This window comes from Bacillus sp. 5mfcol3.1, from assembly GCF_900114335.1.
Classification (GTDB): domain Bacteria; phylum Bacillota; class Bacilli; order Bacillales; family Bacillaceae_G; genus Bacillus_A; species Bacillus_A thuringiensis_S.
In genome coordinates, this window is sequence record NZ_FOST01000002.1 from 1,172,411 (window position 1) to 1,187,932 (window position 15,522).

Here is a 15,522-nt window from a genome sequence, read left to right on the forward strand (position 1 = left end):
AGTCATGCGAAATGAGGAAATTATGATAGATTTAGCAGATCCTGTGTTTACAAAAACAATTCGCTCAAGACAAAATGATAAAAACGGATTGAAGATTACTGTATATGTCAGAGAAAAGGGGCAACTTGTTGATTTAACAGGATATGCAGTAAAGTATGAAGCAATTAATCAAATTGGACAGTTTGTTCGGGATGATGCCCAAATAGTTGATGCAAAGAATGGCGTATTTTCATACACATTGTCCTCGCAAGCTGTTTCCACATCGGATGATTGGACAGCTTATTTTGTTATGGAAAAAAGTACAGAACGAATGAGTACACCAGACATTCGGATTACATTAAGACGAGATGTAAAAGAAGGAAACATTAAAATAGAAAACTATATTTCAGAGTTCGATAAGCTCAAGAAACAGATAGATGCTTTGCAGCAAGCGATTGATAAAATGGATGTTGTAAAGCGATCAGGCGGGATGATGACAGGTTATCTAACCATGAGACCGACGCCCGGTTCCAATATCGGAGTTGTATTCAATAGCGAGGATAAGTTATTAGATGTGGGTCTTGTAGGAGTCTCGGATGGTCAAGTCTATTTAAAAGACTGGAAAAATAATAAAGTGATGCTTGATAAATCACCTACTGGCGTATTCAATGTTTATGCTGATAATCTTCTAAAAAAAACAGGAGATATTATAACAGGGCTTTTAAAGTTCCATTCTCTGGGTCAAATGTTGATGACTCAACCTGATTCAGCGACAGGTCCTTCTGCTCGTGGGTTACACTACGCGGATAAAGACACAGACGGAAGCGTTAATCGTGGCGGAATTGGACGTTTCAAAGGGGCTAACAACGGTGATGAATATCTGTACATGGGGTTCGGTACGAATCCTTGGGATTCTCAAAGTGGTTTAATAGTTCGTCCTGATGGATCAGCAACCTTGAAAGGTAAAAAAATAGCAACCGCTGATAATGATACAGGATGGATTAACCTTCCTACAACTGGGGTAGAGAATGTTACTGATAGAATTTTGAAGTGTAAAAGAAGTGGAGAACACGTTAATGTAATTGGTTCTATTCGAAATGCGCAAAACGCAACAGTATTTGCTACACTTCCAGTTGGATGTAGACCTGTTCAAGACATTGCGGTTCCAGCTATTATGATAACTGGAGGAGTGAATACAAACTTTTGTGAAGTTACAGTAAAAAAAGATGGTGGGATTTTCGTGAATGGTGTTCAAAGTGGAAGTACCATTCATATTGCGATGAGCTTTTTAATTTAAATATTACAGATTAAGCGTGCATAAGCAGGCTTTTTTATTTTGCTAAAAAGGAGGAGAGAACAGTGGAGGAACAGATTTTCAATTCAATGATTCAACAAGGAGCATTCGCAGCGTTATTTGTGTGGATGCTTTTTACTACGCAAAAAAAGAATGAACAGCGTGAAGAACAGTATCAAAAAGTAATCGAAAAAAACCAGGCAGTTATCGAAGAACAGGCAAAAGCATTTGGTTCACTTTCAAAGGATGTATCAGATATTAAACAAAAAATTATGGGGAATGGTGACGACAAATGAAAAAATCTATTAAATTATTAGCCTCAATTTCTACTGCAGCTATCATTGCATTTACTTCAACAGGTAGTGTATTTGCTGATCGAGAAATGGTTATTCCAGGGTTACCTAAAGTTGAATATCGCAATGGATATGGAGCGTATGAAGGTGTAGTAGCACATTCTACAGCGACTCCTGAAGCACCTGCTATTAATATCCGAAACTATGAAGCAAGAACATGGCGTTCTGCATTTGTACATTATGCAACAGATTGGGATGAAACAATTCAAATTGCTTCTACTAAGTATCAAGCATGGGGAGCAGGCCCAGCAGCCAATAAACGATTTGTTCATGTAGAGCTCTCTGAAACTAGTGATCCTACTAAATTTAAAAAATCCTATGAGAGATATGTGAAGCTACTCGCTAAGATTTTACGTGATAGAAACATTAATCCATCCATTGGATTGTGGACGCATAAAGATATTACGTATAAGCTCGGTGGCACAGATCACGAAGATCCGATTGACTATCTTCGCAGTCATGGTGTATCGGAATCAAAATTCCGTGCTGATGTATTAAAAGCATATAATGGAGATTCTATTTCAGTTAAACCAAAGCCACAGCAACCAAATGAAGTACCTGGTGTTATTAATGAAGTGGGGATAGCGTATATTGATGGATACAATATAAACCTTCGTTCTGGTCCATCCACAACAAATAGTGTTATTCGTAAATTACAAAAAGGTGAATCATATAAAGTATGGGGTAAAGTAGGGAACTGGTTGAATCTTGGAGGAAATCAGTGGATTTATAACGATTCATCATACATTCGCTATAAAGAAGAATCTTCATCTGTGGAAGGCAAACGTGTTGTTTCTAAAGTGAATGACTTACGATTCTATTCAAAAGCTTCCTGGGATGATAGAGATGTTGCGGGAACTGTCGATGAAGGATTAGGATTTACAATCCTTGATAAAGTATCTGTAAATGGCTCGCAGCAGTATAAAGTGAAGAATAGTAGAGGTAATGTGTTTTATATTACAGCTAGTTCTTATTATGTAGAAATTAAATAGTAAGCATAAAAAGTGCCGGCTCTTTAATTGAGTCGGCTTTTTTGTGTTTTATTATTTAATTTGAAGTTCTTTCTTATGTACCCAAAAAGCTTCGTGAGGCTTTATTACAAGAACATCTATTGGTCCACCAACTGATTGATTTCTTATTTGAAAACTCATTGTTTTTTCTGTAGTGTTTACGCAATGCACTGCAAAATCTATAGAGTCCTGAATGTTAAAAGTTTCAAATGGAATTGGGTAATAGGCTAATTCTCTATAGTTTATTTCTTTTCTGTATACATCATTAAGTAAAAGTCTACTAAGGATATCACCAGGATCTCCCTGCCAGGCAGCTCCACCGCCCTTTGTTGAATTTGTCTCAATGTCACCATTATTAAGTCGTACGGTATATAAAATTTGTTCTTTAGTTTTCTTATGATATCCTGTTACGAAGAATGTTGTTTCTAGATTTGCTTTGAGTTTATTAAAATATCCTTTTAATAGTTGAGGGACTACTGAAACACAAGTCTCATCCTTAATATTTTCAGAGATAAAGGAGTTAATAAATTTAGAAATATGGACACCGTCTATATCAGAAACACCAGTAAAAGAAATCCCAATTTGTTTTGCTAAAAAGGTCTTAGTGGTGTTATCTGAATACATTACACTATTTTTAACTCGAGGATTAGTTAAAGTAAGTCGACTATCACTAGCTAATACAATACCATCCCTACAATAAACACATATTGAAATTGACATTCTACTACCCTCTTTTTCTATTATATTTGTAGTGATTATAGATCAGAAATTCTTCTAACTTGTTTTTCTTTCTTCTTAAAATTCTTCTTATACTGTTTGAAGTCTTGTTTATCCACTCTGAATTTCTCGCCAGTAGCAACATTTCTAACCAGGTAAGTCGTGCGTTTGAATTCCCTAATATAATAGATAATTAATCCCACTAAAAGGGATATACACATTGTTGCTGGGATAGCAATAATGCAAAGGACGATAATGAGAGCTGAAATTTTATCTGATTCATAAACTCTTTTTAGAACTAAACGTTTACCAGATGAAGCTTGAGCTTGTTCTAATTGCTGCATACGTTGTAGCGATGCAATCGTGTCATAACTCATGATATAACCTCCTGATAATTAATAACAAAATAATTATATCAAACATTGGAGATATTGGGGTTATTTATAAAAAATTAGCAAATACTAACTCCCAAAGGAGGCTGATATACATATGAGATGTGCAGGAGCCCTTATAAATGCAATGATGGATTATTCTGGAACAATAGAAGGAATGATGGGGTGTTTTCCTAATTTTGAAGAAGGAATTGAAGAGAATCAACAGGTGTTCATGGTACATTTAATCAAGAGTGGTATGGCTGAATATAGTGGTCAAATACCAGGAGATGAAATTGGAAATCCAGATAGAACAGATGTCCCAGCCATGTTTCGTGCTGCCAATAGATATGCTCAAAGGCACGGGTATATCGCAGGAATTCCAAACTTACATCACGATGGTGGGGCAAATGTATATGGGATGATATTCTTTAAAGAAGGAACAGTAGATATTCAAGATGTTAAAGTATCCGATTTGAAGGAATATGTTCCTGGAGATGATGGCAGTAGATTCCGAGCAGTTTTCCGATATAAAAATGCAAAAGAAATGCCGTATTCAGCAGCTTTTCCTAATTTTGAAGAGCAAAACCATAATGGGAATCATGTATTTGGTGTTGTTTTTCTAAAAAATGAAGTTGTTGAAGCAAGGATGATTCCATCTTCTGTAATAAATTTACCAACATATGAACAACGTTTTTGTACAGATAAAACGGGTGCGGTAAAACAAGCAATACAAAATAAGTTAATCAAACTTGCAAAAGGAAATGAAGGTTCTGTAAAAGTAGAAGAATTAGAAATAAAGGGAACTCATGTGAGAGCTAAGGTAAAGGTTCGACACAAACATGTAATAAATATCCTGGGGGCTGAGAAAATTCAATATTCAATAACAACTCCTGTTACATTAGATACTGATGTTTCAAAGCCACAACCAAAAGATATAAAAATATGTGTAAACGCCCCTCTCCCCAATGTGCCGGATATATGTTTAGATGGGGAAGATATCCTACAACTTATTGAGATTCTAGCAACAATACTTGTTGCATGAGATTGAATCAAAATAAATTTTACTTTAAAATGCCTCTTGATTGTTAGATAGAGTCTTGCAATTAGGAGGCATTTCATTAATTAAGTCGGCTTTTTACGCTCCCATAAACTCTTTATCAAAATAGAACTTGTCCATTAAGTTGTTTACAATCCCGTTGAAATAAGCGAATTTCCCTTTCTTCATTTTTACTCCGGACTTAATTTTCATAACAAACTCTTTAATAGCCTTTAAGCCAATAGTAAGTTCTTGGTCTTTAGTAAATGCTTTATCACCTGTTGTGTGGTTAACGATTTTATTACACTGTCTTATGACCTTCCACAGTTCTTGAATAGTTTTAGATTCACTGTAAAAAGAGCTAACCAAAGAAACAAAGCGGTCTGGTACCCAGTGAGCAACGAAATCAGCTTGTTCAATATTCTCTTCTGGAATATTGCTATTCTTATTACTATTACGTTTGTTTATATCTTTTATATTTTGTTTTAAGGAAACAGGTTTTGTTTTAATGGTAGGACACTTTGTAGGACTTTTTACATCTACCTTGTTGGACACTTCTTCCACAATCGGTTGAATGATAATGGCGTTAGAAGTTTGAAGCATATCTTTTTTACGTTTCATTGCTATCTGTTTAATCATGTTTAGATCAACAAGTTTCTTCATTAAACGTTGTACAGTTTTATAGGAAACTTCCATCATGTCAGCAATTGAATTTTTACATAGGAAACTAACACCTACATATTTACAACTGTGGCGTTTTAAAATTTCAAGTAATGTAATGAGTTTAGATTGTACGTCAGTACGCTTAATAGACATACGAATTGTGTCTCTGTATGCACGTATAGTTTTATTTAGTTCTTCCACATCTTTGAATGATGATAAGTTGTGGAAGGATTCTTTAGTTGCGATAACATCGATACGTTTCTTTTCCATATTATATTGGCCCCTTTGTATAAACAAAAAAGCAACAGAATGCCAAGTGTAAGCAAACTGTTGCTAAGGAGCCCTTACGTACTGTAAAATAGTTCGTAAGAGTACAGCAAGTGTTTGCCTATCGAGAGTAGGCGGACGGTATAAGAGTGCTACCAACACTACTTATACACGCTGTGCTCTTTTGTTTTTTTGATTAATAGGTGCCCACAAAAGTACCCACAAAATGCCCACGAAAAAATGAAACCATATTATTTGTTTTGAGTTTCAAATTTTAAAGATTCCCTATAAATAGGGGTTTCGTGATTGTTTTGATTTGTTATTAGGGTGTAAAGCTTGATTAGAACACAAGTTCACCAATGGGAACGCGATCAATATATGTCTCTATACTAAGAGGCTTGAACCCTTGATACAACTCGTATCAAGGGTTTTTTAATTCCCTATTATTACAATTTTATATGGTTGCAAAATGAAAAACAGCCACATAAAAGCCAATAATTAATAATAAGTAGTGATATCATAGAAAAACATTATCAGATAAATGTAAGTTTTATATAATTTGTGAAATGAAAAATCCTTGATACTACGGTATCAGGGCTTTTTTAGTGAAGTTATTGGATATGTTAACTACTAGATAATGGATTGTTTTTGGTTATTTTGAATCATGTTACTAAGAAAATCTTTTCAAAAGAATTGATCTTATCTTTTTTAATCACTTGTGCTAAAACTTAATAATTCTTTACTGCCTTGTACAACGCGAGCGATGATTTTTATGTCCTCATCTGCAAGGCTATAAGTTTGTGGCTTGTGAATCAGATTATTACTCAATGATATTAACGTAATGATGCTCAGTTATAACACAGTCTTATTCAGAATTTCGTTAGTTCATTTTCTAAATTTAGGGAATAAATATAGCTTAGTACCTTGCAATAAATAATACTGAGTGGTATATTATGGATAAAACAGGTACCGTGTATTGAACAGTACTAAGATAGGAAAGGAGGATAACACTTGAACGTTCAGTTTAAAAAAGGTGTGCTTGAACTTTGTGTATTAGCACTTGTAAAACGTAAAGATAGTTACGGTTATGAACTTGTTCAGCAAATTTCTAATAAATTTTTAATATCGGAAGGGTCAGTATATCCTTTGTTACGTCGTTTGACGAAAGAAGGGTATTTTCAAACGTATTTAAAGGAATCTACAGAAGGGCCACCTCGTAAATATTATCAATTAACAGAGCAAGGGGAGACGCAATTTCATTTGTTAGTAACAGAATGGCGTGATTTTGCGAAAGGGGTACAAGAAATTATTGAAGGGGTGGAATGGGATGAGTAAAGAAGGGTTTCTTAAAGAATTATCAAGTTATCTTAGAAAGTTACCAGAGGAAGAGAGGCAAGATATTTTATTGGATTATGAAGAGCACTTTCAGTTTGGACTAGAAGAGGGGAAAACTGAATCAGAAATAATTCAGGGCCTTGGTTCTCCGAAAGTAATCGCAAAAGAGTTACTTGCGATGTATCGCTTCGATGAAATGAAAAAAAATCCATCGACTTCAAATGTGACAAGAGCTGTTATGGCAGCGATTGGACTTAGTTTGTTTAATTTTATTATTGTGTTAGGCCCGTTAGTCGCAATTGTTGCTTTTATATTTTCTTTTTGGATTGGTGGTATTGCTAGTGTAGTAACACCATTTTTCGTTATTGGAAAAGTATTTATGGGTACTTTTATATGGTTGGATCTTTTCGTTAGTATAACGTTTGTTGGAGTAGGTTTATTGTTGTGTATTATCGCTTTTTATAGTACAAAGTGGTTTAAGAGATTGTGTGTACGATATGTAATATGGAACTTCAAAATGATAAAAGGAGAGTAAATGATGAAAAAACTATTTTTAATCGCTATCGCTTGTATCATTATTGGAGTAATAGGAATTTCCCAAACATATGAAAAAGCAGTACAAACTGCTGAAAAAGGCGATAAAGAAGATGTAATTAAAAACGAAACATTAAAAAATATAGAAGTTAAGTTAGATGCCGGAGATATTGTTATCCAAAAATCTCCTGATTCTTCTTTTTATGTAAAGCAATCAGGAGATGTACGTAAACAAGAGATTCGTATTGCAGAAGATGGTGACACATTAAAAATTATTGGGGAAAGAGAAAAAGGTGCTTCATTTGATTTTTCTTTTTATGATTTTAGGTTTCAAACGTCTAAATTGACTCTCCTTGTGCCCGAACGCTCTTATCAAGATGTAAAAGTAAATTCATCTGCTGGACAAATCGAAATGAGTGATGTGAAAAGTGATAGCGTAAGTGTTAGAACACTTGCTGGAGAAGTAGAGTTGAAACAAGTAACGGCTAAGAATGTGGAGGGATCGACAAAAGCTGGTGAGGTGAACTTTAAGAAGGTATTAGGGAAAGTGACCGCAAAAACAACAAGTGGGGAAATAAATATTCAAGATCATGATTCCAAGTATAATCTAGAAGCAAGTTCAACTGCGGGAGATATAGATATTACTTTATCGGAAAAACCACAAGATGCGGTAATTACTGGGCAAAGTGCTGCCGGAGATGTAACAATTTTTAATGAAGAAAATAATAACGTAACAATTGGCAATGGTAGTAAAAAGATTAGCGGTAAAACGGCTGCGGGAGATGTGACGATTGAAACTCGTTAATAAGAAATAGAATGTATGGAAATCTATCAAAATACAAAAAAGAAGATAATTACCGTATATAAATAAGGTAATTATCTTCTTTTTATTATTTTTAATGTAAATCACGATATACGCCAATTACTTTCCCGATAACTGACACTTGTTTTAAAATGATAGGTTCTAATGAAGAGTTTTCTGGTTGTAGACGGAAATGGTCTTTTTCTTTATAGAAACGTTTAACAGTTGCTTCGTTATCTTCTGTTAAAGCGACTACAATTTCACCATTATATGCAGACTGTTGTTGGCGAACAACAACTAAATCTCCATCGAAAATACCAGCTTCAATCATACTATCTCCAGAAATACGTAACATGAACACTTGGTCTGCTCCAGCAACAATACTAGCTGGAAGTGGGAAATGTTCCTCTACGCTTTCGACCGCTGTAATTGGTAAACCGGCAGTAACTTTTCCGACAATTGGAACTTGAATAACAGATTGTGTTTCCGTATCCATTCGGTCTTCACCTAAAATTTCAATGGCACGTGGTTTTGTTGGATCGCGTCGAATGTATCCTTTTTCTTCTAATCGTGATAAATGTCCGTGCACTGTAGAACTAGAAGCGAGGCCGACTGCTTGACCAATTTCACGTACGGAAGGTGGATATCCTTTTTCTTGTACTTTTAGCTTAATAAAGTCGAGAATGTCTTGCTGGCGTTTCGTTAACTTTTCCATGTTTTCTAACACCTCGTTTTCTTTCATTTTTCTTATTAATAAGTATAACATGTGAAAAAACATTCTACAAACATAAGTTCGAAAAAATGGCGGATTTATGTTACACTATAGGGAAATAATAGGGAGAAAGAGGGGTTCAAAATGAATGCAATTATTTATGCACGTGTGAGTACAACGAAAGAAGCGCAAGAAACATCATTATTACGTCAAAAAGATGAATTATTGCATTTAGCTGAGCGCTATCAAATGAATGTTACTAAGGTGATTGAAGAGCAGGCTAGTGGATATACAATTGAACGTGACGGTATATTAGAGGTGCTGGATACAATTCGAGACGAACAAATTGATGTGTTACTTATACAAGATGAAACGCGCCTTGGTAGAGGAAATGCGAAGATCGCATTAATGCATTGTTTACATAAAGAAGGCATAAAAGTATATACGCATACACATAATGGTGAATTACAATTGTCGGATTCTGATTCGATGGTATTAGATATTATTGGTATTGTTGAAGAATATCAAAGAAAGATTCATAATTTGAAAATTAAACGAGGTATGCAACGTGCAGTAGAAAAAGGTTATCGTCCAGAAAATAATTTAAAAAATCGTCATTTAAGTGTAGGAAGAGAGAAAAAAGAAGTGCCAATTGAGGAAATTGTACGTTTGCGAAAAAGTGAACTCACGTTTGAAGAAATTGCAGCAACATTACGTGGATTTGGTCATAATGTTTCAAAGGCGACTGTACATCGTAGATATGTAGAGTATACGAAGCAATTGCTTGATAAAGAAGAGTAACTATTGTATGATAATAATCAGTTTTGATTAGAAGGGGGATTCGAGATGATTAATCACGAACTCGTTGAACGCATTAACTTCTTAGCGAAAAAAGCAAAAGCTGAAGGTTTAACTGAAGAAGAGCAACGTGAGCGTCAATCGCTACGTGAACAATATTTAAAAGGATTTCGTCAAAATATGTTAAACGAACTTAAAGGAATTAAAGTTGTTAACGAAGAAGGTACAGATGTTACACCGACGAAATTAAAAGCTTTAAAAAAGCAAGATAATGCAAAATTAAATTAAAAGATGGGCGAAGCCCATCTTTTTTTATTTGTAAAAATCGTTATTTAATAACTTTCCAGTTGTTATTAACTGTTGCTTCTATCGTTTTATGTTCCAATATATAATTAGCGATAAGTTCAGACATATCTGTGGGTATATCTTTTACTACCGGTTTGTTTTGAAACATAAAGAAATTTCCCCCGCCACTTGCACGATAATTATTCATTACAACTTCATATTCTTCATTCGTATTAAGAGGAGCACTGTTATGCTGTAAAGATTCTACTCTTTCACCAATTGGTTTTGAAATGTTTAATACATATGAAATCCCTTCCCACATATCATAATTATAATGTTGTGGTTTTGGTTCTATGTAGGTAGGACTTACGATGATGGATCCATCTGTTTTTAATGTGAAATAAGAAGCAGAGAGTTCAAGAGCGGCTTTTATATCAGCTCCAGTTATTCTAATTACTTTTAATGTGTTTGGATAAATATAATTAGAAACGATGTCACGCATTGTTACATGTTCCGGGAAACCTGGAGATGTATTATGGAACAAACTTGTACAAGAAATTGATACCTTAGCTATATCCATCTGTATTTTATTTATGAATTCGATAAAAGGATGATCGTGCAAACGAGTTTGCATAGCATCTGAAATTTGCATGTCCCCCTGAATGATTCCAATAGGTTGATCAAGCCACTTTTGTGTTTTCTCTTCGTAATCGGCTACCAATGAAAGTACATCTTGGTCCGCTTCAATTCCTTGTACAGATAATAATTCAGAAGAGCTCTCTTTTTTTACCCATTTACGTTTCGTTTTTTCGAATGTTACTTTTACTTTGCCGACTGAGTGTCCATTGCATCCGGTCTGTAAAATTGTTACACCGTTAGCCATTGTGTGAGAAATTTCTCGGTGTTGATGACCTGTTAGTAAAAGATCTATGCCTTCAATTTCATGGCACATTGCATATCCTTGGTTTTCACCTGTTAACACTTCAGTAGGTTCCCCGGTTTGTAAATCTTTTTCAAATCCACCGTGATAGGCTACGACTAATAAATCGGGTTTCTCATGTTCGCGAATATAAGAAACCCATTTTTTTGTAGTCTTTAATGCATCTTCAAATAGTAAATCTTTAATGTGATGGGCCTGTTCCCAATTTGGGATGTAATGTGTTGTTACCCCTAAAATAGCGATTTTTATATTGGATTCAATCTGTTTGATTAAATAAGGTTTTCCGAAATAAGGTTTGTTTATGTTTTTATCTAATATGTTTGCTGATAGGTACGGGAAGTTCGCAGTAGTCACAGCATTATTTAATATATTCATCCCGTAATTAAATTCATGATTGCCGATAATTGCAGCGTCATATTGTAAGTAATTCGCTAATAAGGACATTGGATTTTTTTTGTTTTTTTCGTATGTAACGTAATGATAAGTAAATGGTGTTCCTTGAATAAAGTCGCCATTATCAATTAAAAGAACGTTTGTATTTTGGGAACGTTCTTTTTTTATAAGAGTAGAAATTTTAGCTAAACCAAGTTCTGCTGGGGAGTTATCTTGGTAGTGAATAGGATAAACAGTGCCATGTATATCGCTTGTTAATAAGATGTTTAAAGTTACAGTTTGATTTTGTTCCAATATGACTCACCTTTTCTATTGTTATCTTCCAATTAATCATATCAAATATGTGAAGTGAATTTTGATGTGAATGTATAGAATGTGTAAAGATTCTGTAAATAACCAATTGTGTATCAAAATATGTGATATATTTCTTCATGTTTACGGAAGGTTATTTTATAACAAGAAAAATGGAGGCATTAATATGTTGAAAAAAGTTTTTGCAATGAGTACAACAGTTGTACTAGCGGCCGGATTATTAAGTGGCTGCGGGACGAAAGAGTCCAGTGCAAGTAAAAATGAAGATACGAAAAAAGGTTATGTACCAAAGACCTTAAATGTTCAATTTGTTCCTTCTCAAAATGCGGATACGTTAGAGGCAAAGGCAAAACCATTGGAAAAGCTATTAAGCGATAAATTAAATATTCCGGTAAAAGTTAGTATTTCAACTAACTACAATACAATTGTAGAAGCGATGGCATCTAAACAAGTAGATGTAGGATTTTTACCGCCAACAGCGTACGTATTAGCACATGAAAAGAAGGCTGCAAATGTAATTTTGCAAGCACAACGTTTTGGAGTAGAGGATGAAACAGGAGCTCCTACAAAAGATTTAGTAGATTATTATAAATCTGAGTTTGTTGTTAAAAAAGACTCTAATATAAATAGTGTAAAAGATTTAAAAGGTAAAAAAATTGGTTATCAAGATGTAACATCATCAGCAGGATATGTATGGCCTGCAGCTGTTCTATTAAAAGAGGGAATTGATCCGCTAAAGGATGTGAAACCTGTTACATTAAAAGGGCATGATCAGTCACTTATTGCTCTTTTAAATGGTGATGTAGATGCAGCTGTTGTATTCCAAGATGCTCGTAATATTGTAAAAAAGGATTATCCGAATATATTTGATCAAACGAAAATAGTGAAATTTACTGAGAAAATTCCGAACGATACAATTTCTGTACGCTCGGATTTAGATGCAGAGTGGAGCAAGAAATTACAAGATGCTTTCATTGAAATTGGAAAAAATGAGGAAGGCCGTAAAATCATTAAAGAAGTATATTCTCATGAAGGATATATTAAATCTGATGATAGTAAATTTGATATTGTTCGTGAATATGGAAAGACAGTGAAGACGCAATAATACATAGTGAAATGGCGGCTAGCTGGAAGGTGTGAGATTTCAGTTAGTTTGCCGTTTTTTAGTTATTGATAATACATTGAAAGTAGGTAAGATGTGTGATAGAGTTTCGAAATGTTTCCAAAATGTATCCGAATGGCACAAGGGGATTGAATAATATAAATTTAAAGATTCAAAAAGGTGAGTTTATTGTAATGGTCGGATTATCCGGAGCTGGAAAATCTACACTTCTCAGATCCGTAAATCGTCTTCATGAGATTACCGAAGGAGAAATCATTATTGAAGGTGAGTCTATTACTTCTGCGAAAGGAAAAGGATTAAGGCGTATGCGCCGGGATATCGGTATGATCTTCCAAAGTTTTAACCTTGTAAAGCGATCAACAGTATTAAAAAATGTATTAGCTGGTCGTGTTGGATATCATTCCACATTACGTACAACGTTAGGTTTGTTTCCGAAAGAAGATGTGGAGCTCGCATTTCAAGCATTAAAAAGAGTGAATATTTTAGAAAAAGCATATGCGCGTGCTGATGAATTATCAGGAGGACAACAGCAACGTGTATCGATAGCTAGAGCATTGGCGCAAGAAGCAAAAATCATATTGGCAGATGAGCCTGTTGCATCGTTAGATCCACTTACGACAAAGCAAGTGCTAGATGATTTGAAAAAAATTAATGAAGATTTTGGAATCACGACAATTGTAAATTTACATTCTATTGATTTGGCTAGACAATATGCGACACGCATTATCGGATTACATGCAGGAGAAATTGTTTTTGACGGTTTAGTAGAAGAAGCAACGGATGAAAAATTTGCTGAAATTTATGGGGACGTTGCTCAGAAAAGCGAATTATTAGAGGTGGCAGTAAAATGAATGACGTGACGATATATTCAAATGAAATACCGAAGCCACCGAGTAAATTGAAACATATGTTAACGTTTATTTTAGTTATTTTAATGCTGTGGAGTAGTAGTGTACAAGTAGATGCATCATTTTCAAAATTGGTAGACGGTTTTCCAAATATCGTAGATCTATTGAAAGAAATGGTGCCACCTGATTGGAGTTATTTTCAAGTTATTACAACAGCGATGTTAGATACAATACGTATGGCGATTATTGGGACGACCTTAGGAGCGATTTTAGCTATTCCACTTGCATTGTTTGCAGCAAGTAATGTGTTTACTAACACATTTTTATACAGTCTAGCTCGAATGATTTTAAATTTTATACGAACAATACCAGATTTATTATTGGCGGCTATTTTCGTAGCGATTTTTGGAATTGGGCCACTTCCAGGTATTTTGGCTCTTACTTTTTTTTCAATTGGACTTGTAGCGAAATTGTTGTATGAATCAATTGAATCAATTGACCCTGGCCCACTAGAAGCGATGACAGCTGTAGGGGCTACTAAGGTACAATGGATTGTTTATGGAGTCATTCCACAAGTAAAAGCACACTTTGTTTCCTATGTACTATATACATTTGAGGTGAATGTACGTGCAGCGGCTGTTCTAGGTTTAGTAGGAGCAGGTGGTATTGGACTATATTATGATCGTACACTTGGATTTTTACAATATCAACAAACTGCTTCTATAATTATCTATACCCTTATTGTTGTTTTGTTAATTGACTACATTAGTACATTGTTGCGGGAGAAACTATAATGAATAGAACGACGATGATTGTGCCAAAACCGAAGAAACCGAGTATATATCGCTGGATTATTTTAATAGCACTTACAGTTGTATATGTATGGGCCTTTTCAGGAGTACCATTAGAAGGGATAAAGGACACAGCAGGTGAAATCACGAAAGCAATTATGACAGGGATATTAAATCCAGACTGGTCGTATGTATCTTTGCCAGATGGTGAAGATTTATTGCATGGATTAATTGATACGTTGGCAATTGCGATATTAGGTACATTTATTTCTGCATTTTTATCTGTTCCGTTTGCCTTCTGGGCGGCAACGAATATGAGTAGTGGAAAATTAACTTCAGGATCTGGGAAATTTGTACTTAGTTTTGTTCGTACGTTTCCTGAATTAGTTATGGCTCTTTTATTTATAAAAGCTGTTGGTCCAGGCTCTTTTGCAGGAGTATTAGCTTTAGGATTACATTCTATTGGAATGTTAGGGAAACTATATTCAGAAGGAATTGAAAACATAGATAAAGGACCGACGGAAGCGTTGCTAGCAACAGGAGCAAACCGTTTTCAAATACTTTGGTATGCAGTGTTACCACAAGTGTTACCAGATTTTCTATCGTATACGTTATACAGATTTGAAATTAATGTACGATCCGCTGCGGTTTTAGGGGTTATTGGAGCGGGAGGGATTGGTACACCTTTAATTTTTGCGCTGAGTTCACGGAATTGGTCTCGTGTTGGGATTATTTTATTAGGTATTATTTTAATGGTAATTATAATTGATTTGATTTCAAGTTCGATTCGGAAACGGATTGTTTAACTTATTTGAAAAGCATCGAAGTTAGATGCTTTTTTATGTTTTTAAAAACGTATTTAAAAAAGTAAGAATAGAAGAAATTTGTATAAATATACAGATAATTCTCTTTCTTTTTAAAATAAAAATAATGAAAAAGTATGTCATATTGAATGC

The 15,522-nt window shown here is 34.6% G+C and carries 18 protein-coding genes; 13 read left to right on the forward strand and 5 right to left on the reverse strand.

All coding sequences use genetic code 11. The features are described from left to right. The first annotated feature begins 4 nt into the window (after positions 1-4). The 3 genes from BM089_RS15555 to BM089_RS15565 all read left to right on the forward strand — a co-directional run bounded on the left by BM089_RS15555 (position 5) and on the right by BM089_RS15565 (position 2,618). On the forward strand, positions 5-1,276 hold the full coding sequence (locus tag BM089_RS15555) for a BppU family phage baseplate upper protein (RefSeq protein ID WP_090977324.1): 1,272 nt from the start codon (positions 5-7) through the stop codon (positions 1,274-1,276). Positions 1,277-1,338: 62 nt separating this feature from the next. Further along, positions 1,339-1,569 (forward strand): BhlA/UviB family holin-like peptide, encoded by a 231-nt coding sequence (locus BM089_RS15560; protein ID WP_000392440.1) that lies wholly within the window; start codon positions 1,339-1,341, stop codon positions 1,567-1,569. Further along, positions 1,566-2,618 (forward strand): N-acetylmuramoyl-L-alanine amidase, encoded by a 1,053-nt coding sequence (locus BM089_RS15565; RefSeq protein ID WP_090977326.1) that lies wholly within the window; start codon positions 1,566-1,568, stop codon positions 2,616-2,618. Before BM089_RS15560 ends, BM089_RS15565 begins: the two co-directional genes overlap by 4 nt. Positions 2,619-2,669: 51 nt before the next feature. On the opposite strand, the gene BM089_RS15570 is transcribed toward BM089_RS15565, so the two are convergent. Both BM089_RS15570 and BM089_RS15575 read right to left on the reverse strand, forming a co-directional pair. Continuing rightward, positions 2,670-3,356, reverse strand: a complete 687-nt coding sequence (locus tag BM089_RS15570) for an Ntn hydrolase family protein (RefSeq protein WP_090977329.1) — start codon at positions 3,354-3,356, stop codon at positions 2,670-2,672. 35 nt (positions 3,357-3,391) lie between these two features. Continuing rightward, positions 3,392-3,730 (reverse strand): hypothetical protein, encoded by a 339-nt coding sequence (locus BM089_RS15575; RefSeq protein WP_090977331.1) that lies wholly within the window; start codon positions 3,728-3,730, stop codon positions 3,392-3,394. Between the two features lie 112 nt (positions 3,731-3,842). Here BM089_RS15575 and BM089_RS15580 point away from each other — a divergent pair, with 112 nt between their 5' ends. Further along, positions 3,843-4,769, forward strand: a complete 927-nt coding sequence (locus tag BM089_RS15580) for a hypothetical protein (RefSeq protein WP_090977333.1) — start codon at positions 3,843-3,845, stop codon at positions 4,767-4,769. A gap of 93 nt (positions 4,770-4,862) precedes the next feature. Here the strand turns inward: BM089_RS15580 and BM089_RS15585 are convergent, their stop codons facing one another. After that, the gene (locus BM089_RS15585; RefSeq protein ID WP_090977335.1) at positions 4,863-5,696 is read right to left on the reverse strand and encodes a cytosolic protein; all 834 of its coding nucleotides are present in this window, start codon (positions 5,694-5,696) and stop codon (positions 4,863-4,865) included. Between the two features lie 1,008 nt (positions 5,697-6,704). Here BM089_RS15585 and BM089_RS15590 point away from each other — a divergent pair. From BM089_RS15590 to BM089_RS15600, 3 genes are read left to right on the forward strand one after another with little or no spacing between them, the layout of a single operon-like run. Next, positions 6,705-7,028 carry a PadR family transcriptional regulator gene (locus BM089_RS15590; RefSeq protein WP_001102628.1) on the forward strand — a complete coding sequence of 108 codons (324 nt, stop codon included), beginning with the start codon at positions 6,705-6,707 and terminating at the stop codon, positions 7,026-7,028. Then, a complete protein-coding gene (locus BM089_RS15595) occupies positions 7,021-7,563 on the forward strand; it encodes a DUF1700 domain-containing protein (RefSeq protein ID WP_000031386.1) in 543 nt (180 codons plus the stop codon). Before BM089_RS15590 ends, BM089_RS15595 begins: the two co-directional genes overlap by 8 nt. Then, entirely contained in the window at positions 7,564-8,367 is an 804-nt protein-coding gene (locus BM089_RS15600) for a DUF4097 family beta strand repeat-containing protein (protein WP_001986547.1), read from the forward strand. 91 nt (positions 8,368-8,458) lie between these two features. Here the strand turns inward: BM089_RS15600 and lexA are convergent, their stop codons facing one another. Next, positions 8,459-9,079 carry a transcriptional repressor LexA gene (gene lexA / locus BM089_RS15605; RefSeq protein WP_000413738.1) on the reverse strand — a complete coding sequence of 207 codons (621 nt, stop codon included), beginning with the start codon at positions 9,077-9,079 and terminating at the stop codon, positions 8,459-8,461. A gap of 141 nt (positions 9,080-9,220) precedes the next feature. Between lexA and BM089_RS15610 the strand changes: the two genes are divergently transcribed. Together BM089_RS15610 and BM089_RS15615 are read left to right on the forward strand one after the other, a co-directional pair. Next, positions 9,221-9,877: a YneB family resolvase-like protein gene (locus BM089_RS15610; protein WP_000991471.1), complete on the forward strand. Its 657-nt coding sequence runs from the start codon at positions 9,221-9,223 to the stop codon at positions 9,875-9,877. 45 nt (positions 9,878-9,922) lie between these two features. Next, entirely contained in the window at positions 9,923-10,162 is a 240-nt protein-coding gene (locus BM089_RS15615; RefSeq protein WP_000607015.1) for a DUF896 domain-containing protein, read from the forward strand. 40 nt (positions 10,163-10,202) lie between these two features. On the opposite strand, the gene BM089_RS15620 is transcribed toward BM089_RS15615, so the two are convergent. Then, positions 10,203-11,786 carry a bifunctional metallophosphatase/5'-nucleotidase gene (locus BM089_RS15620; protein ID WP_090977337.1) on the reverse strand — a complete coding sequence of 528 codons (1,584 nt, stop codon included), beginning with the start codon at positions 11,784-11,786 and terminating at the stop codon, positions 10,203-10,205. A 184-nt stretch (positions 11,787-11,970) separates the two neighbouring features. Here BM089_RS15620 and BM089_RS15625 point away from each other — a divergent pair, with 184 nt between their 5' ends. From BM089_RS15625 to phnE (BM089_RS15640), 4 genes are all read left to right on the forward strand, one after another. Beyond that, positions 11,971-12,909 (forward strand): phosphate/phosphite/phosphonate ABC transporter substrate-binding protein, encoded by a 939-nt coding sequence (locus BM089_RS15625; protein ID WP_000915063.1) that lies wholly within the window; start codon positions 11,971-11,973, stop codon positions 12,907-12,909. Between the two features lie 95 nt (positions 12,910-13,004). Beyond that, complete coding sequence (gene phnC, locus BM089_RS15630; RefSeq protein ID WP_000569234.1) at positions 13,005-13,778, forward strand: phosphonate ABC transporter ATP-binding protein; 774 nt, start codon at positions 13,005-13,007, stop codon at positions 13,776-13,778. Further along, the gene (gene phnE / locus BM089_RS15635; RefSeq protein WP_001000773.1) at positions 13,775-14,569 is read left to right on the forward strand and encodes a phosphonate ABC transporter, permease protein PhnE; all 795 of its coding nucleotides are present in this window, start codon (positions 13,775-13,777) and stop codon (positions 14,567-14,569) included. Before phnC ends, phnE (BM089_RS15635) begins: the two co-directional genes overlap by 4 nt. Continuing rightward, positions 14,569-15,372 (forward strand): phosphonate ABC transporter, permease protein PhnE, encoded by an 804-nt coding sequence (gene phnE, locus BM089_RS15640; RefSeq protein WP_001082390.1) that lies wholly within the window; start codon positions 14,569-14,571, stop codon positions 15,370-15,372. Before phnE (BM089_RS15635) ends, phnE (BM089_RS15640) begins: the two co-directional genes overlap by 1 nt. The last annotated feature ends 150 nt before the right edge of the window (positions 15,373-15,522 follow it).